Consider the following 21435-nt stretch of genomic DNA (forward strand, 5'->3'; position numbering starts at 1 on the left):
TCTGTTATATTCAATACGATGTATTGTTTTGGGTAGATGGTGGTAACTGCTTCCACACGGATCGAGGGCTATCGGCCGGTGTGGGAGTAGTGACGTTAGAACCTTAGGTTTTTTAAAGGAGTCGACAGATGATTAATGATCATGCGCCGTTCCATTTTTCAAAGCCAGATAGTAATAGTAGTTGTCCTGTATGCTCATCCAGAAAGCATACAGTACCCCTCTGCTGTTCAATCGCCTGCGAAGAGGCGGTAACCGATGCCAAGGAGAATATCCATTGGCTGCGAGTTACTGATTCTGAATTGCATGCTGAGTTGCACGAACTTCAAGAGAAGTTCGGGCGGAACGAGCTCCGATATCGGCAGGTGCTCATCAAATTCCAGAAAGCCGGCGAAAAGTGGTGGACTCACTACACTTCTGCTGAGGACAAATTCGGGCAAGATTGGTGGGCCGAAGAGATTGAGAGAAAGATTTCTGCATTGATGCTCAGACTTTATTTACGCCACTGCAATCTGGATAAGAAATGGCGAGTTTTAAAAAAGAAGGCAAAGAGTTCAGAGCAAGAAATTGCTAAGCTCGAGGCCATCTTAAGTAAGGTTGAGTAACCCAGGGGAGTGTATCGTTAAATCGTTCCTCTGGAATGATCTATACGTCACACTCCCCTCTTTAAACGATCCTCTGCCATCAACTCTGCAACATTCAGTTCAAACCGCAGATCCCCATTCGGGTCTACGATTTCAGTGGAATAATGGCCGATTGCCCGCGCACAGGAGCCAACCCCCGCTACAACTACAAGTACAACGATTATAAGGAGCCCGATACGTCGAACCCTGCGGCGCTGATCATCTTCAGAGCGTACTTGAGGTGCGTTATTCATACGGGGTAGTCTTAGCTCTTTTCATACCTTAGGCGCGGAAGCCCTAAGATGCGCTCTGCAATGATATTGCGCTGGATCTCAGAGCTACCCGCGGCGATAGTGCGCCCACGTGAATAAAGGTAGTAATGTACTATCGCTGCGGCTTCTCCGGAAACCTCCCCAAGGGCTGCTTTACTACCAACCAGCGCAACACCCAATTTACAGAGCCGTTGAAAACCCTCGCTCCACAACAGCTTGTCAATTGAGCCCTCTGGGCCGGGAGTATCTCCAGGGGTGTACTTCATAAGGTGCGAATACGCCAAGGCGCGCGTTGCACAGGCATCCACAACCGCACGAGCCAGTTCAACACGGTGACTAGCGGAGGCCGTCGTTGCAAATTCTGTGAGCATCTTATTTAGCGCTACCTCTGATTGTAACTGCCTTGCAAATGTTAGCACCACACGTTCAAACATCAGGGTAGAGATAGCGATCTTCCACCCCTCACCCTGCTGTCCCACAAGCTGCTCTGCGGGAACGAATACCTCATCAAAGAAAACCTCATTAAACTCTCGGTCTCCACTAATCTGCTGCAAGGGCCTAGTTCGTATTCCGGCAGATTTCATATCAACCAGAAGATAGGATAGCCCTTCATGTTTTTTTTCTGCCTCGGAGGTGCGGCATAACACAAAGCACCAATCAGCTATATGCGCGAAGCTGGTCCAAACCTTCTGTCCAGAGAGCTTGTAGCCACCATCAACCGGAACTGCTCGCGCTTTAACAGCGGCGAGATCGCTACCCGCCCCGGGCTCAGAGAAGCCCTGACACCAGATATCGTCGCCCGAAAGTAGCCGTGGAAGAAAACGCTCGCGTTGCACCTTTGTGCCGTGCGAGATAAGGATCGGTCCAACCATCGTCAGACCAAAGAGACCGAGAACCTGCGGAGCAGAGACCCGCACCAGCTCCTCCTGCACTATGGCCTCTTCTACGAGGGAGAGTCCACGACCTCCGAATTCAACGGGCCAGTGGGTAGCTAGCCAACGCCCATCTGCAAGTTGTCTCTGCCAAGCACGCCCGACCCGCTCGAACTGCTCAAGCGATGTATCCGCCGTCTCTACAGGGGGTGTATTATTTGCTAACCAATCACGTAAGGTTTTACGAAACTCTTCGCTCTGCTCTGAGAGGGCTAATCTAAGCACCTAATCAATCTCCGTAACTATTAACCTGGTGACAAAAACTCTACAGCTTTCTCCAGGCATGTTGCATAGGCTTCAAGAGATCATCTGCCTCTGCTGGTCCCCACGTTCCAGCTTCGTACTGTTTTAACGGTGGCGCATCAGGTGAACTCCATGCCTTAAATATAGGCGCAAGGAGATCCCAGGACTCTTCGATCTCATCGTTACGGGTAAAGAGGGTTGCATCCCCCTTCATTACATCGAGCAGTAAGCGCTCGTAAGCCTCCGGTGAGGCGACTCCAAAGGAGCTATCGTAAGTAAAATCCATTTCAACTGGCCTAACCCTCATGCGTGGGCCGGGGGGTTTTGCGCTAATCCTTAGAGACATGCCCTCCTTCGGCTGGACCTGAATTGAAAGCACGTTATGCTCAAGCTCGCCCACCTGGCGCCCCTTAAAGAGTGAGTCAGGTGCCTTAATAAAGAAGATAGTTATCTCAGTAATGCGCTTAGGTAGCCGCTTTCCTGCGCGGATGTAGATCGGAACTCCACTCCAACGCCAGTTATCGATCTCAAGCTTTAATCCAACGAAGGTTTCTGTCTTAGAATCATTGGATACATCCTTCTCCTCGCAATACCCAGGTATCGACTCGCCTGCGATAAGCCCACCAGTATACTGAGCACGCACCGTATTCTTATGCACCTCTTCCGGTGTCATGCGCTTAATAGAGCGTAGAACCTTAGCTTTTTCGTTACGGATACTGTCGGCATCACTAAGCGATATCGGCGGCTCGATACAGAGCAACGCCAGCATCTGCAGCACATGGTTCTGAACGATATCGCGCAGGATGCCGTTCTGATCGAAGTACGCCGCGCGATTTCCGATACCGATATCCTCACAGACCGAGATCTGAATATGATCCACGTACTTTCTGTTCCACAACGGCTCAAAGATACCGTTAGCGAAGCGAAAGACGAGGATATTTTGTACGGTCTCCTTTCCGAGATAGTGATCGATACGATAGATCTGTTCCTCTGCCAAACTTTGACGGATAATTTTATTAAGCTCTCGTGCAGACTCAAGGTCGTGCCCAAAGGGCTTCTCGACTACGACAGATGTGCGACGACTCGACGTCGCAAATTCCTCTATCAGCCCCACCTCCTTAAGATTAGAGGCGATTGACCCAAAGAACTGTGGCGCCATCGCTAGATAATATACGTAGTTGAACTGCTCCGTATATTCGTGGGAAACCTCGTGCATGCGCTGCTTAAGAAGTTCAAAGTCGCTAAGAACCTCTCCGTTACACGGCTGATAGAAGAGATTCTTTGCAAACTTACTCCATACCTCTGGGCTAATCTGGCGTCGGGAGTATCTCTTGATTCCCTCATATACCTTGGCCCTAAACTCATCATCGCTCAACTTTGAGCGTGATGAGCCTATTACTATGAAGTTCTCTGGAAGATATTGATCCTCGGCTAGATTACAGAGCGCTGGAATAAGCTTGCGAGAGGTGAGATCTCCGCTAGCTCCAAAAATCACCAATAAAGTAGCTGGTGGTCGAACGATTCTATTTGTAGGATCTTCCACTAAATTCTCAGTCACTATGCGCCCTCGTTAGTTACACCGCCCTAAATATACTGCCGCTATATATTCTGCCGCTTGGTATCAATCGACGCCAGCAGCTCTTTATAGGAATCTGCAAAGCTCTTAACCCCAGCAACCTGAAGATCCCTCAGAAGATTATCGGTCACAACACCCAGTGAGTTAACCTTTGAAATTAAGCTCTCTGCCTCTTTTAGCCCATTATGCAGCCTTGGCTCGATATCTCCACCTGCCAAAAGGGCCTTAACGGTCCCCGGCGGCATGGTATTAACCGTATCTCGTCCCGCCAGCTCTTCCACGTACATGACCGACTTAAAGGCTGGATTCTTGGTACCTGTGCTCGCCCAGAGCGGTCGTTGAACTAGCGCCCCCTGATCTTGGAGGAGCTTAAATCTCTCTGAACCAAAGATGCGCTCAAAAGCCGCGTACGCTAACTTTGAGTTCGCTATGCCAGCCTTACCAAGAAAGAACTCCTTCTCTCCTGCCTGCGCTTTTCCACCCTTAACCAGCTCATCAAAACTTTTTTCTACGCTGGCATCCACTCGTGACACGAAGAAACTGGCAACGGAGGAGATTCCCTGCAGCGACTCGCCCTTTCTGGCGCGCGTCTCAAGGGCAGAGAGATAGGCGTTCGCTACCTGCTCGTATACCTGCGTTGAAAAAATTAGGGTAATGTTTACATTAATCCCCTGCTCAAGCACGGCCTGAACAGCAGGGATACACTCCGGCGTTGCCGGAATCTTGATCATGATATTAGGGCGGTTCAGTTTCTTCCAAAGGCGCAGCGCTGCCTCAACCGTTCCCTTTCCATCAGCAGAGAGGTACGGAGATACCTCGATACTCGCATAGCCATCTCCAGTGTTAGTTGCGTCGTAGACCGGCCTGAGAAGATCGGCCGCTGCTGCAACGTCACGTACCATCAGCTCCTCACAGAGCGCCTCCGTTGGCAGCTCTTTAAGCTCAGGCTGTTTCATATCCTCATCGTAATTACTGGTATCAGCGATGGCCTGCTTGAAGATCGTTGGATTGCTGGTAAGGCCAGATACTCCTTCCTGGATTAGGGAGCTTAACTCGCCTGAGCGCAAAACATCTCTAGAAAGATTGTCGTACCAAACGGACTGTCCGAGCTCATTAAGGGCGAGGATCTGTGGATTCTTAGTATGTGACATGAACTTTTCTCCTGAACCTGAACTAACCGATAGGATATACTGAATTATCGCAAAATACTAAAGCTATGAACGCACGATCCGAGGGATATCCATAGCACCTGGATAGGAAAGCACGTTTCTTCTGCGATTGCGGTAGAACTGGTAGGTGGTCATCAGGCAGTGAAAGGCATAAGGGATGCCGTTTACATGGCAGATCTCATTACCATAGTAGGTTGGAATTGGGCTCTCTGCTATTCTAAAATTCCGTTCTGCCATGGCGAGGATAATCTGGGTATCGAAGTGCCAATTGTTTGTAAACGATTCAAATGGAATCCGCTTGAGAGCATCTACGGAGTAAAGCCGGTATCCAGAGTGGTATTCAGAGAGCTGCAGGCCAGACATGTGATTCTGGCAATAGGTCAGGATCCTGTTTCCTAAGAACTTATAGATCGGCATTCCTCCCTTAAGAGCCGCTGTAGAGGTAGCCATACGGGATCCAAAGACCATCTCGGCCTCTCCCTTTACAAGCGGCTCAAGTAAGGCGGGTAGAGCTTCAGGCGCGTACTGACCATCACCGTGCACGAGCGCCACTATATCAAAGCCGCGGTCGATCGCGTACTGATATCCTACCTTCTGATTGCCCCCGTAGCCCTGGTTCTTTTTATTTCTATGAACCGTAAGCTTCTTGATATCAAACTCAGCCTTGTAGCCAAGTGCAGCATAGTAAGAGTTGTCCTGGCTGCAATCATCAATAACAAAGATCTCCTCTACCGCCTCGTATATCTCAGGTGGAATACGAGCGATGGTCTTGTTGAGGTGATGAACCGCGTTGTACGCGATTATAAAGATCCCGATTCGTGGCTTACTCATGCAATTAAGGTTCCTACTAGATCGTATCCAGAGATCTCTGTTATCGCAAGGCGCCCCATATGTCCAGGCTCAATGATTCCGAGCCCCTCAACCACATCGTTAATAAGCACAGAGCCGTCGACCTCAGGGGCCTGAAAGCGTGTACGCGCAGAGAGCAGCATCTCGGTCTCTTCGTGCGGACCTTCGACTAGAACATCAAGCTCCTGCCCGATATACTCCCTATTGCGAGCGACTCGAACCTTCTGCTGCGCCAACATCACACGGTCACGCCTAGCGCGCTTCTCCTTATCTGAGATCTGGTCCTTCATATCGAAGGCAGCGGTTCCCTGCTCCGGTGAGTAGGTAAATACCCCCACGCTTTCAAAGTGTCCATCAGCGACAAAGTTCTCAAGATCCTGAATATCTTGTTCGGTCTCTCCAGGAAATCCAACTATAAAGGTAGTACGGAGCTTAATTCCGGCCGCCTTTGAGCGCACATACTCAACAAAGCGTCTAGAGCCGTAGCGACCGATCGGCCTCTTCATCGCCTTAAGAACATCCTCACTTGCATGCTGGAGCGGCACATCGAGATACTCGCATACTGAGGGTAGATCCATGATTGCAGCTAGAAGTTCATCATCAACCCCTACAGGATAGGCGTATAAAAGACGGATCCAGGGCATCGCCTTGGTATCATCTAACGTTCGCAAAAGATCGACCAGACGACCGGAACCATTGTCATTACCGAAGGCGGTTAGATCCTGGGCAACTAGGTTGATCTCACGCACACCCTGAGCACCTAACGCCTGGACCTCGCGCGCAACCGATTCGATCGAACGACTGCGCATCGCTCCGCGAATCTGCGGAATGATACAGAAGGCGCACGGTCTATTACACCCCTCCGAAACCTTGACGTACGCCATATGTCGGCGCGATGCGAGATGTCTAGGCATCGTGTCGTCGTAAAGAAAGTATGGGCGCGCGCCCTCATGTAGAATATCTCGCAGCGAGTCATCTGTACCGAGTGCTGCCTGACCAACGCTGAGCAGCCCATCAAGTGCGATAAAGGAATCCACCTCAGGGAGCGCTTTGCGAATATCCCCCTTGTAACGCTCGACCATGCAGCCAGCAACGAGCAACCGACGAAGGCTGCCTGATTTTTTAAGTTCAGAGAGTTCAAGAACACAGTCAACGCTCTCCTTAACGGCGCTCTCAAGAAAGCCGCAGGTGTTTATGATCGCCACGTCAGCTCTGCTGAGCTCGTTTACGATCTCAAATCCGGAGTTCCTAAGCACCCCTATCATAACCTCGGAATCGACCTGATTCTTGGCGCAGCCAAGAGTTACGACGGCGGCTCGACCAGCAAAGACGACCTTGCCGTCGAGCGCTTGTGGCTCGTTAATATTCACCGCCACAGAGGAGCAGCTGGTTGCTTGGCCATCATTAATGGGAAGTATCGATAAGGCTGACTTCATACAACTAGATCTAATGAGATAATCCGTTTCTTCTCCTCAACCCATACACGGTCAAACCCCGCCAACCATAGGGGGGCAGAGCGCTAGTGAATGCGTCGGTCCATTACATCTACACCTTTTGGGTACTCTAAAACAAATTTTAGAGCATCTATTGAGCCCGACCCTACCCTCAGTTTGTCAAATATAATGGCGGTTACATTACCACCTAAGGACTTGATTTTAGCACCTTTTGGGAGGTTTTGAGCCTCGTCTATTAGGAGCTCAAACCCATCTAAAGAATCTTTCTGGTCCGCCGCAGTTTTTGAGGGCTGTGGGGAGAGGGTTAGCACCACCCCCTCAGCTCCACGACAGGCCCCCTTAAGCTCAAAATCGCGGCTCAGATTGCCTATTCCCATCATAAATGAGACCGGCAGGTTCGAGAGCAATACCTGCCCAATATCGTCGATTAAGATCTGTTGTTTATCGATCTGATAGAGCCAAAGCTCGCGCTCGCGGATTACAACCTCCTGCTCTCGGGGCTGCTTGTAGCTCCAACGCATGCGGCCGGGCTTGGCGAAGATCATCTCGCCTGAGCTAACCTCCCCCTCATCAAGTGCTGCCACGTAGGAGTCCTGCTTAAAGGAGCCCTCAAGGGATTCGATCTGTGAATAGCGGGCCTGTACCTTCTCAAGTAGGGTGCGCCCCTGCTCACCGGTCAACTTCCCCCCAGTTAAGCAGCTAAAGGCCTGCGTCTGAGCTGTAGCAGTTGAGCTTATAATAATTGAGCTTATAATAGTTGAGCTTATAATAACAAAGCTGAGAAGTACGCTGCGCGAGATAATTGCTTTCATTGTGATCATTTATAACTGGACTCAACCGTACTCTATCACGTACGTGGATGAGCGCCAGGCGTCGCCTGGGCTCCACGTATCTGGGCGAGTAGATGGTCAATTCGACTATTAACCACCCGAGCGAGATCGGGGCGACGGATTCGGGCATGGTGATAGAAGGTGCTGGCTAACTGCGGCTCGGTGCTCTCAGTTAGCTCTGCAAGAAGGTGCAGAGCCAGCCACTCACGCTTTGAGCAGCTCTGGATTGAGTGTTCCAAAAGACTGCGGGCGCTGGCGTTGTCATTATCTCTAAGTGCTGCGATAGCTAGCACCAGGTAAGGAAGCGGATTTGTAGGTACTTGTTCATTAGCATTGCAAAATTTCTGCTTCCAACTGGCCGGCATCTCACGCAGTCGGCGTGCGGCTTCGAGTACCTCCTCCACCGGATAGAGATCTGGATTTGCAATCATTACGAGGTGCAAATTATGTGACCAATTTCCGAAAATAAAGGAGTGATAAAGCCCACTCTCGGTCTGACGATGGCGAAAGAACGGCTTATTAAAGCGGTGTACTGCGATGCCCTCCTGAGCTGCTCTGATAAAGAAGCTCCAATCTTCATTAAATGGCAAGCCCAGATCGAACCCTCCCACAGCGCGCCAAAGATCCCGATCCATCATACAAAATGAAGCCGCGATGCAGTTAGCGTAACGTATTCCAAATGGATCAAAGGCTGGCGGCTTCCACTGAGTTTCCTGAACTCCAAAGACATCAACATCGCTATAAACTATTCGAGCCCCAGTGCTGCGCATGGCGTTAATCGCCTCGACTATAAATCCTGGCAGCATGATATCATCTGGATCTTGAGAAACGATGACAGGACTAGATGCGCGTTCGATCAGAAAATTTCTGCCGAACGAAACTCCCATATTTTCACCGGTAAAGATCTTGATATCTACGTTAGGATTCTGATCAGCTATAGATTGTAAAACCTCGCGCGAATCATCGCTACTACCATCATCTCTAACTAAGATCTCAAGGTTCGGGTATCTTTGCTGCATGACGCCCTCGATTCCCTCTCGCAGAAAGGGCGCCTTATTAAAAAGTGGCATTATCACGCTAACGCGTGGGGTTGAGGTTTGAAGCTCTTGTGCCAGAGTATTTGTCATAGAAATCCTTTCTAACCAGCTCCTCAGAGCGCCGCCAGCCTATAATTGGATTAGATGGGAGATAACTCAACAATGCTTCCAGAAATCTCTCAAATAAACAGATAGTTACCCAAACAAGTAGCTGCATTGCGCCGAAACCTTTACCGATCTTTTTTCATCATAACGATATGAGCGCTACACGCCGTCAGGACTTACCCCTTTATCTCCTAATCCACAGCGATCATCCCCTCGATCCGTTAGGTCCCAACAGTGGTGCTGAGATGGCCTCTCTTAATCAAGCGCGTGCGCTGGCGCGTTCTGGGCGCACTGTATGTCTCGCTGCTCGACTCAAGCAACCGATAACCATCGACCAGGGCGTTACCTTTATAGATCTCGGCCCAACCTATGATATCGAGCGTGCACTTGATTGGGCTGATGCGCAGGGCCCTTATGTTCTGCTGGCCGCGGGCAAGGCCTTTGCTCTTCTCCTTTCACGTCGCAGAACAAGCTGTATCAGACGGATCTTTATAACGCACGACAGGAGCGCCGGAGACTCCGGACTCAGGCCAGAGCTACTCGAACATCTCTGTGATCAGATCCTCTGTGTTTCGAACGCACAGCGAGACAAGTTAGCGCTTGAGGGGGCACCGATTGAGCGCATGACGGTAATTCATAACGGGGTAGATTTTGAGATCTTTAAACCCTCTCCCCCTGAGAGGCACGATCCAAATCGGCTTGTATTTTTAGGTGCTCTGGTAGCTGATAAGGGCCTGCACCTTTTGATCGAGGCGTTTATAAACTTAAAACCACGCTATCCCAAGCTTGAGTTAGATGTATTTGGAAGCTCTTCACTCTGGTCACGCGCTGAATACCTCAATATCGAGGAGCTCAAAGGTGCGCTGCCCGAACTTAGATTCCACGGCAACGTCTCACAGAGGGAGGCCGCTAACGCACTCGCCACGGCGGGAATCTGCGTTGTGCCCTCAATCTGGTTTGATCCCTTTCCTCTAACCTCATTAGAGGCGCAGGCCTGCGGCACCCCTGTCGTAGCCTTTAACGTTGGTGGGTTAGCTGAAGGGATCGCACACAACAGCACCGGATGTATCGTCGATGAGGTATCACAAGAGGCGCTCACCATAACGCTCGATGCGTTACTCTCGGATCCGAAGCGCCTGCACTTCATGTCAGAAAATTGCACCTCCTGGACAACGCAGCGCTTTAGTTGGGAGAGCGTTATTTCAAAGATTACGGCGTTGTGTGAGCCTCAAATTAGTTGATCTCTATCGTCAATCCAACTTGCTCAAATAAAAACTGTTCTGCAGATATTCTGGAGCGGGCGACGGGACTCGAACCCGCGGCATCTTGCTTGGGAAGCAAGTACTCTACCAACTGAGCTACACCCGCCTGTTTCGGCAACGTATTCTTACAAGTATCCCACGACGGTATTTTGGTACCGTACCTTCCGGGTCCAGCGGCGCAGCCACCCTGGCCGTCCTGCAAATCTTGGCTACGCCAAGTTTATAGAGGAACAAATAGAGTCCACCTTGATCCTAGCGGGTCCAGGGACGCAGCCACCCTGGCCGTCCTGCAAATCTTGGCTACGCCAAGTTTGCAGAGGAGCAAAATGGAGCGGGTGAAGAGATTTGAACTCTCGACCTCTTCCTTGGCAAGGAAGCGCTCTAGCCAACTGAGCTACACCCGCACTAGGTGATTGAAGTACTGCACCCTAGGGTAAATGTCAAATCTCATAGACCCACTACGTTACTGTAATAGCCTAGATATACATAATATATGGTTGTGGTCTCCATAAGGATTTAGGTAAAATGATCGGGATGTTATAGGATAATGAGGTTAGGAGAGCTGGTATGAGCGATTCATGGGACGACCGACGCAAAGCGCAGGAAGATGGATACTTTGAGAACCTGAACAAGCAGGCCTTGGCCCGCCTTGCCCTTAAAAAGGAGCAGCCTGCTCGCTCTAGCCCAGCTACGGGAAAGCCGATGGAGCACATCACGATCATGGGGGTCGTCGCTGACCGTTGCCTAGAGTCGGGGGGTATCTGGCTCGATGCCGGAGAGCTCGAACAGATCCTGCATGCGGCCAAGGGCAGCTCCGCATCTTTACAGGATTTTGTTGGGACGCTTCCGACTATTAACCCCGGAGCTGGTAACCCCGGAGCTGGTAACCCCGGAGCTGTAAATACCGGAGCTGGTCCAGTTACTAGTGGCCAAAAAAGTCCGATAACGGGCGAGCCCATGCAGCAGGAGAAGATCCTAGGAATTACGATTGAGCGCTGCAAAAGCTCCCAGGGCATCTGGCTCGATGCTCGCGAGCTTGATCGACTGATCCGCTCATCGCATCAATCTCTTGCCAGCTCGGTAGCTGAGTTTTTCTCAATGGTACTCGGTAGAAAATAGTCGCCGCGCTCATGTTATCTGGCGCACGTTTTACCGCACCTTTAGGACGATCTTTCCTATATGTTCGCTACTCGTCATGCGGAGGTGCGCCTTGTGCGCTTCCCTAATATCAAAGGTAGAATCAACTATAACTTTCAGAGCACCGGTAGAAAATGCGGGCAGGAATTGCTCAGAGAATTGAGAGATTAGATCAGCTTTTTCCTGATCGCTGCGGCTTCTTAAAACTGAACCGATAATACGGGCCCTTTTACGCATCAGGGTTGGAATATCTAGAGAACCTGTTGTCCCACCCATCGAGGCTATCATAACTAGCCGCCCCCTGTGCGCCAGAGAAGAGAGGTTCCTTGCAAGGTACTCCCCGCCTATACAATCAAGGATCAGATCTACCCCCTGGGGAGCCCAGCCCTTAAGAGCTTCTGCAAAATCCTCTCTTTTATACTCAATGGCTAAGTCTGCTCCGATCTCCAGACAGCGCTTGGCCTTTTCATTATTTCCAACGGTCACTGCAACGAGAGCTCCCCGTAGTTTGGCTAACTGGATCGCCGCCGTACCGACACCACTTGAACCTCCATGAATCAGGACACGCTCTCCTGCGCGCAATTCCCCCTCACAGAACAGATTAACAAAGGCGGTGATAAAAGCCTCGGGTAACCCCGCCCCTTCATCAAATGACAACTCAACGGGGAGTTGCATGATATGCTCAGCCGGAACTACAACGCTCTCCGCATATCCCCCTCCCACCAGAAGCGCACAGACACGCTCCCCTATAGACCACCGACTTACCGCACTTCCCAGCTCCTTAATAACACCAGCAACTTCAAGCCCGAGCACCTTTGAGGCCCCTGCAGGTGCTGGATACCTTCCAGCGCGTTGCATGAGGTCAGCTCGATTAACACCTGCGGCATGCACCTCAATTATTACATCACGCTCGCCGCAGAGCAGCTCTGGAACTTCAATCCGAGAGAGCTCACGATCAGGCGAACCCTCGTTAACATGTACGACCTTCATCTTATCTCTTTTGTAGGATATACGATGGAAACTCCACCGACTCGCTGCTCAATATCTTGTAGCCACTCAGGCCTTAGCGCAAGCGGAAGTTCAAATTCAACCTTGCGTTGTTTGTATGGGTGATGGAATCGCAGCGCATATGAAACAAGCCGCAAGTCCTGCGCCTGCGCTCCTCCATATAGGGGATCTCCAACGATCGGCAGCCCCTCGGCCGCACAGTGTACCCTGATCTGATGGGTCCGTCCGGTTAACGGCTTGACCTGCAGTAACGCACGGCCCTCTAGGTTGTGATTATAGCTCTTAAGCAGAAGTATCTTGGTATGCGCCAGATCCCCGCCCTCCTCAACAACCCTTCGTAGCACAGCATGTCGCCTATCCCTGCCTAGTGCATGCGTAATGTCGAGCTCCTGCCAAGCTGGAACGCCCCCTACCTCACAGAGGTAATACTTTTCAATGCTGCGTTTCTCGTACGCTTTTTGAAGGTGGCGATTCATACGATCTGAGAGCGAGAATATTAATAATCCGGCAACAGCGGTATCGAGTCGTGAAGGTGTGTGAACCGCTCTTGCAAGGTGCGCTCTTAGGTAGCCAGCTAGATTAAAGCGCTGCTGATCTCGCGCCGCCATCGTGGGCAATCCCGCTGGCTTATATGCGATCCCAAGATCCTCATCCATATAGACGATCATCTCGGGTGAGAACTGAGGATAGAAGCTCTCTGCCTCTGAGAGCGCGAATTTTGGCTCGTAATATTCGAGCTTACACGGCGCCAAGATCGGTGTATCTGGGTGTGCAGGAGCTCCCGCCACATAAATACCACCGAGCGCAAAGCGCTCGCTCCAACTACCTGGATCTATATGCTCAAGTCGCCTAGCCAGCTCCTCAATACAGGTAGCTGCATGCTGATTCTCTGCTGCTACATGCCAGACCCAGTAGCGACTAAAGAAGCTCGATTGTATACGATCTCTCTCGATTTCAGTCATTTATCGCACTTTTAAGCATTTTATGCGCCCCCGTCTAAGCTAACACACATAACGTTACCTGTGGGAGGCGGTCTCTTTAAAGGATTGCTTCAAAAATACCAGAATAGCGTAAACCTCTTGGAGGGCCAGCTTGGTCCTGCAAGGGGTTTATGTCTAAACCTCCTAGTTCGAAGGCGCCATTGAAAAGGAGTTCAGCATGGTGCGAGTTCAGGGCAGTAGGGTGTTGGTTCGTAACGGCATGTATCCCTGGGATAACGAGGAATTTCTCCTCGAAGATCTCTTCTCTTCTGCTGATCGAAAGCTTTCGAGCTTCTCGGTTGCTGGGGTTGAGTTCCAAGGAAATACGGCTGGTCTTTTCGTTGATTTTGGCGAGCATACACTCACCATCAACGGACTGACATTCGAACCGTACCGGAGAACCATGTTACTTACTCGCCAAGGCGATAAGTATCAATGGACTCTCCTGCAGGATTCACGCATTGCTAATTCAGCTGCTGCGTGATCGGATTTAGGGGGCAGTTTTCTGGTGGTTTTTATATTGATTCTCTAAGGTTTTCACCTCAGAGACTGCCCCCACCCTTTAATTTAGATCGGCCTCTTACTTAAAAGATTCGTAAGCTCAAGGGCACGTTGTGCGTTCATAAGAGATAAGATCTGCCCCATGCGCTTCTCTGGCATACGTTCAATTAATGAAAGTGTTACCTGAATATCCAACTGTTCAAGCAGGTGCGCGGCCTCTGGTGGATTCATCGAACCGTACACATTCGCCAACTGTTCTAACTGACCGTTACGTTGCTTGTCCCCCTTATCGCGCTCCCCCTTAAGCCTCTCTGAGATCGCCTTTAGCTCCGTCAAACGACCGGTAAGATCTCTATTACGAGCTGTTGCCTCCAGCTCATGCTGTTCAAGGCGCGCACTCCTCTCCTCAAGCTCAACCCTGCGACTATCGAGAGCCGTAAGAACTTTAACCTCTTCCTTACTCCACTGTGGCCCCCTGGGTGCTGTGATAACGGCAGCTTGCGCAATCTCAACTGTACTGACGCCACTGGCCTCAAAAGCAGAGAGCGTAATCTTTGCACAACAGAGCAGCCCAATCATCGTAACGGCGATCGCCTGTCCCTTCATAGTCCGCGTTTGGGCTGCAGAGGAGTTTCTTAGAGGTGCTAAATCATCAGCAGTTGTGGCATTTAAACTTGACGATCTATGGGTTGCATTGCTCTTAGTGGGCCGAGCTATCTGCCTAGCGGTCGCGCTGTTGGCCTCTGGACGTAGAGCTCCTGAGCGCTCGCCTGTGGTCTTATCACGGGCCTTCATTGTGTTCATGGCCTTGTTGAGGTCATCGTACAACTCTTGTGCCTGTTCCTTAGTTAATCTCTTCTCTGTCATAGAAATACTCTCTATTAATCTCTGCTGCCAATCCCTTGGCCAATCCGTTGTATGGCAAGCTCATCAAGTTGCCTGCCATCTTCTTTGAGCTGCTGCTCCGTGTACTCCTCTCGTCTCTTCTGGCGCAACATCTCAAGCGCCTTAGCCTCCTTACTGGCCTCAATGTAACGCTCCTTGACCTCCTCAACCTGCTTGATAGCAGCAGCAACCCGTTGTTGCTGCTGTTCCATAAGCTGTTTAAGACGGACGCTGTAGTCACCAAACATCACAAGCTCACTAGCAGAATATGTGCCACCCTCTTCTATCTTTATTTTGAGGGATTCCTGCTCTAACCTAGCTAAAACCTGCAACTCATCATCACGTTCATGATTTTTACGGACAAGTTCTTGACGCAACTCGTCACGGAACTGCTCCCTAATATCTAGCACCCGCTGCAACCTAAATGAAAAGCGTCGCATACATTATCCCTGTAGGATCTGCCCCATTGCGAGCCAGCTCTGTTGCAGAGATACCGGTACATCTGTTCCCTGTTTAAGGAATTCCTGAACCCGCTCGATGCGCTGTACAGCCCGATCAACTTTCGGATTCTGCCCAGGTTTATAGGCACCGATAGTGATCAGATCCTCTGTATCCTGATAAGAAGCTATCATCTCACGTATCTCATTCGCCATTTTGCTGACCTCGGGGTCAACGATATCACTCATTACGCGCGAGATACTCTGTAGCACATCGATCGCTGGATAGTGTCCACGCCCAGCTAATCGACGACTGAGAACGATGTGGCCATCCAGGATACCCCGCACGGCATCGGCTACCGGCTCGTTCATATCATCGCCCTCAACGAGCACGGTGTATAATCCGGTAATACTGCCAGCTCCTTCACACGTTCCGGCACGCTCAAGAAGTTTTGGTAACATCGCAAACACCGAAGGGGTGTAGCCACGCGTGCTTGGTGGCTCCCCTGCCGCGAGTCCTACTTCACGTTGCGCCATGGCCAGGCGGGTAACTGAGTCTACCATCAGGTTAACATTCTTTCCCTGGTCCCTAAAGAACTCGGCTATCGCTGTGGCAAGAAACGCCGCACGAATACGCAGCAGCGCTGATTGATTTCCGGTAGCAACTATCACAACCGACCGTGCTAGCCCCTCTGGCCCAAGGTCACGCTCAATAAATTCACGCACCTCTCGACCTCGCTCTCCCACAAGCGCAATCACGTTTACATCACTCCTTGAGTGTTGCGCCACCATGCCCAGCAGGGTGGATTTTCCAACCCCCGAGCCCGCCATAATCCCGATACGTTGCCCCTTTCCTACAGTTAACAATCCATTCATCGCCTTGATACCGAGATCAAGGGGCTCCGTAATACGTACTCGTGACACGGGATTAGGTGGATCCCGATAAAGCGGAACGACCTGCTCCATCAGAGGGAGTTCACGTCCATCAAGGGGATTTCCTAGAGCATCGATGACACGCCCCTGTAGCTGATTCGATACCCGCACATTGCAATTTCCTTCAACCGCGGTAATACAAAATCCTGGCGCTATGCCCTGCGTCTCTCCAAAGGGCATAAGGAGCACCCTATTACTGCGAAAGCCGATCACTTGGGCCTGCACTGACTGCGCACCGTTCTTGATAGTAACGTGAGAACCGACTGGGACCTGCGGTCCGGAGCCCTCTATCAACAACCCTCGAATATCCGTAACCTTGCCCCGCAATTCAAATAGGCTGGAGCGCTGCACTATCTCCCCTGCTCGATCAAAGATAGTATCCATTACCCCTCTCCGCGAGTTACTAATATCTGAGCACGGATCCGCTCCCAGGCCTGCTCAAGATTAAGATCTACCTCGCCCCCTGTCGTAACAACCACACAACCGATATGAATAGAATCGTCGGCTTCAAAGCTCCAGGCTGCATCGCTTTCTGCGCCCAGTGCAGCCGGTTTTATATTTTGAAGAAACTCGAAGTCCCGTGTACCAACACGAATATGCTTAATTTGCGCACTACCTGAAAGAGCTATCGCCTCCTTTACAATCGGAAGGATATAATCAGAGGAGCTCTCAACCACAGAACCGATTAGCTTGCGCGCTATTAATAGCGCCAACTCAGCAGCCTTCTGCTCGGTCGTTGTAAGGCTCTCTGAGATCTGCACACGCATATCATCAAGGGTGGTGCTTAGCCTTGCTTCAAGCGCCTTCAGGTTTTCTTCTGCCTCAGTACGTGCAGAGTTCCTGCCCTCTTCCAATCCGCGCGTATATGACCCCTGAATCAGCGCTGCCTGTTCTGCCAGCTCCCTCTGTTTACGCTGCTCCTCTAGCTGCTCCTCTCTTACTCGCAACTCTAGCTCTCGTGCCGCCGCGTCAACATCCTGCTGTTGACATTGAAACGCATCCACACCCCCCCATTCGGGGCCATTGTTAGCGGGCATAATCCCGCTATAGTCCTCAAACATCGGATCGCGTAAGCGCTGCTTGGTACTCAAGGTCTCGGCCTGCAGTGGGGCGAACCCACTACTCCCTAGCTTCTCCTCATTCAAAACGAGCCAAGTTGTTTGAACATATGGCGTGGGCTCGTACGGTGATATCGTTTCCTCATCGTTCGACCCTCTTTCTGTAGCTTCAGATACTATGTCCACTATTATAGCCTACCGTCATTAATCCAATATCTGATCAGAAGTGCCGCCTGTTGTGGATTCTCCTTCACAAGTCTTGAGCTTTCCGCCATAATCTCTCCTAGCTGTTCAAGATCTATGCTAGAGTCTAGATCATACAGCCCTCCACCTCCTCTACTAGCACCGGAAGCACCCCTTTCTCCGCTCGTCTCTATCCCAGCACTAAGCTTTGATTCGGCCTCTTGAACTCCGCTAGGAAGAAGCCGCGCAAGATTAACTTCAGGCTCGTTACTAGTTGTAAGAAATTTAACCATCGGACGGATAACAACAAAGACAAAGAGCAGTAGCGCCAATATCGGTACCGCCATGGCTCCGAAGCGATAGATCATATTAAGCTGATCTGCCTTTTCAAGCTCAACCGCAAGACCTTCATCCGGTGTATAAAACGGAACATTTTCAACCGTTACAACGTCTCCACGGCTAGTATCATATCCGATCGCTGACTTAACTATCCCCTCAACCTGGCTCATCATCTCCTGAGAGATGGCTTTGTAATCCTTAGTAGTTTTGCCGTTGGGCTTTCCATCGGCACCGAGCTCAGGTATCTCTGTGTACTTTCCATCGATCAAAACAGCGGCTGATAAGCGCACTAATTTGCCCCGTGCTTGTGAGCTTTTAACGATTGCTCGCGACACTTCAAAGTTTTTAACCCTCTCTTTACGCATGTTCTGCTCAGCACCTGCATCTGGAGAGGCGAGAAGTTTTGGATCGTTTGATAGGTTGCTTACCGTGCCCGGTACACCGCCACGCGCTCCAGACCCCGCGCCTTCTTCGATACTGCGCTCTGAACGCACCACCTGTCCGCCTGGATCATAACTCTCCTCCTCTCGCTCATTCGAAGAGAAGTCTAGGTCGGCAGTTACTCGCGCTACAACTCGGCTTGGTCCAAGGACCTTAGCAAGCATCGCCTCAATCCGCTGCGTATAGCCCTTCTCAACCTCACGCGCATACTGCAATCTGGTAGCGTCTGCTCCTAAGTCATCACCATCAGCCTCTTTTGGAGTAAGCAGGTTTCCGAATACATCTATGATGGTAATGTTCTCAGATTTTAGTCCCTCGACGCCGTTGGCAACAAAGTTAGTGATCCCTAGGATCTGCTTCTTGTCTAGCTCTGCTCCGGCACGGAGCTTTAAGAGCACAGAGGCAGATGGCTCCTGTGCGTTCTTTGCAAAGATAGTTTTTTCAGGTTGTGAGATATGAACACGGGCTGAAACAACTGACTCAAGCGCCATGATGGTGCGCTCAAGCTCGCCCTGCAGTGCCCTCTGCTTTTTAATCACCTCACCAAGTGTTGTCGTCGCAAAACTAGTTCCGTCGAAGAGTTCAAAGCCAACGCTGCCCGTCTTTGGAATCCCCTCAGAAGCAAGGCTAAGGCGGAGCTCATGCACAGACTCTGGAGGAGATACTGATATTGTGCTCCCCTCGACTCGATAAGCGGCCTTAAGGTCCTTAAGGCGCTCAACAACGGCTGCGGCATCACCCGAACTGAGGTCCGAATAAAGCACGGTGTAATCGGGCCGTGTGGCCAACTTCGATACGTACACTATCGCTGAGATTGAAAAAACAAGCAGGAATGGAAACAGTACCTTCTGGGCAAGCGGAAGCTTAAAATAGCCTGCAAATAAATTTGAAAGAACAGCCTTTGGATCAAGCGTTGGTGCCACAAAACCTCATTAATGTAATCAAACTTGTGTTCGGATAACTTCTTCGTATGCTCGGATAATCTTGCCACGAATTGCTGACATAAGTTGGAAAGCTACGTCGGCCTTCTCAAGGGCTACCATCGCACTATGCGGTGTTACCCCATCTTTCTTCAGAGTTAAGCCCTCTATCTGTTGGTCAGCTTCGGTCTGCATCTCATTGACCTCCTTGAGTGCGTTCTCAAGCATATCAGCGAAACCACCGCCCTTCTCCGACCCAGCTTTCTCTGTAGATTTTGGAGAGATCTCCTTAATCTCTGGAAGCTGTTGAAATGACCCCTGTATTCCCTGTATCGACATAATTCTCTACCTTCTAAGCTTGCGTCAGAATCCTACTAGCCTCGTTTTGCATACTACGGGCCGTCTCTACCGCCGTAACATTTGCTTGATACAGCCGACTCGCTGACATCAGATCTGTCATGGTCGTAACTACATTAATATTCGGATAAGCAACGTACCCCTGCTGGTCAGCGTCCGGATGTCCCGGTTGATAGACAAGGCGCGCAGGCGCGCTATCTTCTACTACCGCTGAAACCATCGGTTTTTTAAGTGTCATTCGTTCTAGGGAGTCGGAAAAGCTTCCAGGAATATCCTTGGCAACCTGCACAACGTCCCTGCGTTTGTACGGTCCACCCTCTGGGGTGTTAGTTGTCTCAGCGTTTGCGATATTGGAGGCGAGTACGTTTACTCGCAACCTAGCTGCAGCCATTCCACTTGCAAGAACCTCAAGAGCATTAAACATAGCTTACCTTCCATCCCGTATCGCCGTGCGAAGTAATCCGATCTGCCTTCGGATTAACCGCGCTGCGTTTGTATAGTCACCGCTATTTTGAGCTAATCGCCCCATCTGCAGATCTATATCTACGTTATTGCCATCGGCCTTGGTTGTTCCGGAGGCGTCATCTACAAATCCAGCCGATTGATTGTTAGCTATCTCCATATGTCTAGAGTCGGTGTGCGCCATCCTGCCACTAGTTTGAGAGAATGCTTTCTCAAGCTCCTTACCGAACGTCACCTCGACTGCGCGATACTTCGGCGTTTCGGCGTTTGCAACGTTTGCGGATATAGCCTGGTTTCTCTTCCAGCTCAGATCCATCGCCTTGTTCAGGCCAGTCACGGTACGGTCAAAGATTGAGTCAATAAAACGCATATAATCACCTCTGCTGAGGCTTGCGCTGCAAGATGTATGCTAAGGTGGCACACAGTACTATCGATATGTTAGGTCGGTTTTGGATGTCAATTGTGTGACATCCTGCGTGATTACCCCGATTTGCTGCGCTAATCGACCCCTGAGGGGTTATGCTAGCGCTGAACGCGGGTAAAGCTAACGGGCAGGGGCACAGCCCGTGCCTCCTTTACTATTCTGTAAAATCTCCGTTGCGATACGCTTGAGAGCCTCTTGGGGGACAAACGGCGCGGCGCTGGGAGTATAGCAGCAAGGGCCGCGGACTGCTCGAGGGTTAGCTGCTGTGCAGAGCAATTAAAATAGTGTTGAGCAGCGGCTTCAATACCATAGATGCCCTCGCCCCACTCAATCACGTTAAGGTATATCTCAAGGGTTCGCCGCTTGCCCCATACAACCTCGGCAAGCGGAGCCATTACGCCCTCTATTATCTTTCTGATATAGCTGCGTCCGGGCCATAGAAATACGTTTTTTACTGTCTGCATCGTTATGGTGCTTGCGCCACGCGGCTTCATACGAGCATCGGAGTCCTCAAGTGCTGCCCCAACTGCCGAGAGATCGACCCCCCAATGCTCCATAAATCGTGCGTCTTCGGCTGCTACAACGGCCTGTTGAACCTGCAGCGGGATCTTATTCAAGGGGAGCCAGCTCCACCCACGAAGCATCGGTTTGTCGTTCAGGAGATATTCGACAGCTCTAATGCTTATCAGGGGTGTTATGGGAGGATTTACAAAGCGAAGTATCAAAACGGAAACCACCCAGAGCGAAGCAGTTACGAGAAATACTCGCTTAATAACGCTAATAATATAGTCACGCTTAGATCTGGGCTTTAATTTAGAACGCTTAGATCTGGGGTAACTAGTCAGCATATTCCAGAAATATTCGCATACGGTAATGACGTTCAATAGCCCCTAAGGGGCCGATTTGCGGAGCCCGTCCAGCAGCGCAAGCTGCTGGCGCAGCAATGCGGTGGGGGTGATAACATTAACTGGTCACAAAATCTGCCGTCCCCGATCAGGGGACGACCAATCGAATTACCTAT

23 protein-coding genes and 2 tRNA genes are annotated in these 21435 nt (G+C 50.7%); 4 read left to right on the forward strand and 21 right to left on the reverse strand.

Features of this window, described 5'->3' with window-relative positions; translation table 11 throughout:
* Positions 1-128 precede the first annotated feature (128 nt).
* Complete coding sequence (locus NTV65_02660) at positions 129-602, forward strand: hypothetical protein (GenBank protein MCX6114105.1); 474 nt, start codon at positions 129-131, stop codon at positions 600-602.
* A 47-nt stretch (positions 603-649) separates the two neighbouring features.
* Here NTV65_02660 and NTV65_02665 read toward each other — a convergent pair whose 3' ends face one another.
* The 8 genes from NTV65_02665 to NTV65_02700 all read right to left on the reverse strand — a co-directional run bounded on the left by NTV65_02665 (position 650) and on the right by NTV65_02700 (position 9072).
* Positions 650-874: a hypothetical protein gene (locus NTV65_02665; protein MCX6114106.1), complete on the reverse strand. Its 225-nt coding sequence runs from the start codon at positions 872-874 to the stop codon at positions 650-652.
* A gap of 11 nt (positions 875-885) precedes the next feature.
* Entirely contained in the window at positions 886-2049 is a 1164-nt protein-coding gene (locus tag NTV65_02670) for an acyl-CoA dehydrogenase family protein (protein ID MCX6114107.1), read from the reverse strand.
* A gap of 40 nt (positions 2050-2089) precedes the next feature.
* Positions 2090-3625: a glucose-6-phosphate dehydrogenase gene (zwf, locus tag NTV65_02675; protein MCX6114108.1), complete on the reverse strand. Its 1536-nt coding sequence runs from the start codon at positions 3623-3625 to the stop codon at positions 2090-2092.
* A 41-nt stretch (positions 3626-3666) separates the two neighbouring features.
* Complete coding sequence (tal, locus tag NTV65_02680) at positions 3667-4794, reverse strand: transaldolase (protein MCX6114109.1); 1128 nt, start codon at positions 4792-4794, stop codon at positions 3667-3669.
* A 63-nt stretch (positions 4795-4857) separates the two neighbouring features.
* Entirely contained in the window at positions 4858-5643 is a 786-nt protein-coding gene (locus tag NTV65_02685; GenBank protein ID MCX6114110.1) for a glycosyltransferase family 2 protein, read from the reverse strand.
* Positions 5640-7097 carry a 30S ribosomal protein S12 methylthiotransferase RimO gene (rimO, locus tag NTV65_02690; GenBank protein ID MCX6114111.1) on the reverse strand — a complete coding sequence of 486 codons (1458 nt, stop codon included), beginning with the start codon at positions 7095-7097 and terminating at the stop codon, positions 5640-5642. Before rimO ends, NTV65_02685 begins: the two co-directional genes overlap by 4 nt.
* An 83-nt stretch (positions 7098-7180) precedes the next feature.
* On the reverse strand, positions 7181-7927 hold the full coding sequence (locus tag NTV65_02695) for an outer membrane lipoprotein carrier protein LolA (GenBank protein MCX6114112.1): 747 nt from the start codon (positions 7925-7927) through the stop codon (positions 7181-7183).
* 35 nt (positions 7928-7962) lie between these two features.
* Positions 7963-9072 carry a glycosyltransferase family A protein gene (locus NTV65_02700; GenBank protein ID MCX6114113.1) on the reverse strand — a complete coding sequence of 370 codons (1110 nt, stop codon included), beginning with the start codon at positions 9070-9072 and terminating at the stop codon, positions 7963-7965.
* 167 nt (positions 9073-9239) lie between these two features.
* Here NTV65_02700 and NTV65_02705 point away from each other — a divergent pair, with 167 nt between their 5' ends.
* A complete protein-coding gene (locus NTV65_02705) occupies positions 9240-10328 on the forward strand; it encodes a glycosyltransferase family 4 protein (GenBank protein ID MCX6114114.1) in 1089 nt (362 codons plus the stop codon).
* A gap of 51 nt (positions 10329-10379) precedes the next feature.
* On the opposite strand, the gene NTV65_02710 is transcribed toward NTV65_02705, so the two are convergent.
* Positions 10380-10455 (reverse strand) — tRNA-Gly (locus NTV65_02710).
* 221 nt (positions 10456-10676) lie between these two features.
* A tRNA-Gly gene (locus NTV65_02715) sits at positions 10677-10753 on the reverse strand.
* A gap of 163 nt (positions 10754-10916) precedes the next feature.
* Between NTV65_02715 and NTV65_02720 the strand changes: the two genes are divergently transcribed.
* Positions 10917-11468, forward strand: a complete 552-nt coding sequence (locus NTV65_02720) for a zf-TFIIB domain-containing protein (protein ID MCX6114115.1) — start codon at positions 10917-10919, stop codon at positions 11466-11468.
* Positions 11469-11498: 30 nt separating this feature from the next.
* Here the strand turns inward: NTV65_02720 and NTV65_02725 are convergent, their stop codons facing one another.
* Both NTV65_02725 and NTV65_02730 read right to left on the reverse strand, forming a co-directional pair.
* Complete coding sequence (locus NTV65_02725; GenBank protein MCX6114116.1) at positions 11499-12476, reverse strand: NAD(P)H-quinone oxidoreductase; 978 nt, start codon at positions 12474-12476, stop codon at positions 11499-11501.
* Complete coding sequence (locus NTV65_02730; GenBank protein MCX6114117.1) at positions 12473-13456, reverse strand: RluA family pseudouridine synthase; 984 nt, start codon at positions 13454-13456, stop codon at positions 12473-12475. The genes NTV65_02725 and NTV65_02730 overlap by 4 nt, the downstream gene beginning before the upstream one ends.
* A 196-nt stretch (positions 13457-13652) precedes the next feature.
* Here NTV65_02730 and NTV65_02735 point away from each other — a divergent pair, with 196 nt between their 5' ends.
* The gene (locus NTV65_02735) at positions 13653-13958 is read left to right on the forward strand and encodes a hypothetical protein (protein ID MCX6114118.1); all 306 of its coding nucleotides are present in this window, start codon (positions 13653-13655) and stop codon (positions 13956-13958) included.
* Between the two features lie 83 nt (positions 13959-14041).
* Here NTV65_02735 and NTV65_02740 read toward each other — a convergent pair whose 3' ends face one another.
* From NTV65_02740 to mtgA, 9 genes are all read right to left on the reverse strand, one after another.
* Complete coding sequence (locus NTV65_02740; GenBank protein MCX6114119.1) at positions 14042-14842, reverse strand: hypothetical protein; 801 nt, start codon at positions 14840-14842, stop codon at positions 14042-14044.
* Positions 14843-14856: 14 nt separating this feature from the next.
* Positions 14857-15300 (reverse strand): flagellar export protein FliJ, encoded by a 444-nt coding sequence (fliJ, locus tag NTV65_02745; GenBank protein MCX6114120.1) that lies wholly within the window; start codon positions 15298-15300, stop codon positions 14857-14859.
* 3 nt (positions 15301-15303) lie between these two features.
* Positions 15304-16614 (reverse strand): FliI/YscN family ATPase, encoded by a 1311-nt coding sequence (locus tag NTV65_02750; protein ID MCX6114121.1) that lies wholly within the window; start codon positions 16612-16614, stop codon positions 15304-15306.
* A complete protein-coding gene (locus tag NTV65_02755; protein ID MCX6114122.1) occupies positions 16614-17474 on the reverse strand; it encodes a FliH/SctL family protein in 861 nt (286 codons plus the stop codon). Before NTV65_02755 ends, NTV65_02750 begins: the two co-directional genes overlap by 1 nt.
* A gap of 2 nt (positions 17475-17476) precedes the next feature.
* Positions 17477-19174, reverse strand: coding sequence for a flagellar basal-body MS-ring/collar protein FliF (gene fliF, locus NTV65_02760; GenBank protein ID MCX6114123.1), 1698 nt, complete (start codon positions 19172-19174; stop codon positions 17477-17479).
* A gap of 18 nt (positions 19175-19192) precedes the next feature.
* Positions 19193-19510 carry a flagellar hook-basal body complex protein FliE gene (gene fliE / locus NTV65_02765; protein MCX6114124.1) on the reverse strand — a complete coding sequence of 106 codons (318 nt, stop codon included), beginning with the start codon at positions 19508-19510 and terminating at the stop codon, positions 19193-19195.
* Positions 19511-19523: 13 nt separating this feature from the next.
* The gene (gene flgC / locus NTV65_02770) at positions 19524-19952 is read right to left on the reverse strand and encodes a flagellar basal body rod protein FlgC (GenBank protein ID MCX6114125.1); all 429 of its coding nucleotides are present in this window, start codon (positions 19950-19952) and stop codon (positions 19524-19526) included.
* Between the two features lie 3 nt (positions 19953-19955).
* Positions 19956-20360 carry a flagellar basal body rod protein FlgB gene (flgB, locus tag NTV65_02775; protein ID MCX6114126.1) on the reverse strand — a complete coding sequence of 135 codons (405 nt, stop codon included), beginning with the start codon at positions 20358-20360 and terminating at the stop codon, positions 19956-19958.
* 152 nt (positions 20361-20512) lie between these two features.
* The gene (gene mtgA / locus NTV65_02780; protein ID MCX6114127.1) at positions 20513-21262 is read right to left on the reverse strand and encodes a monofunctional biosynthetic peptidoglycan transglycosylase; all 750 of its coding nucleotides are present in this window, start codon (positions 21260-21262) and stop codon (positions 20513-20515) included.
* Between the last annotated feature and the right edge of the window lie 173 nt (positions 21263-21435).

This window comes from Pseudomonadota bacterium (assembly GCA_026390555.1).
Taxonomy (GTDB): Bacteria; Bdellovibrionota_C; UBA2361; order UBA2361; family OMII01; genus OMII01.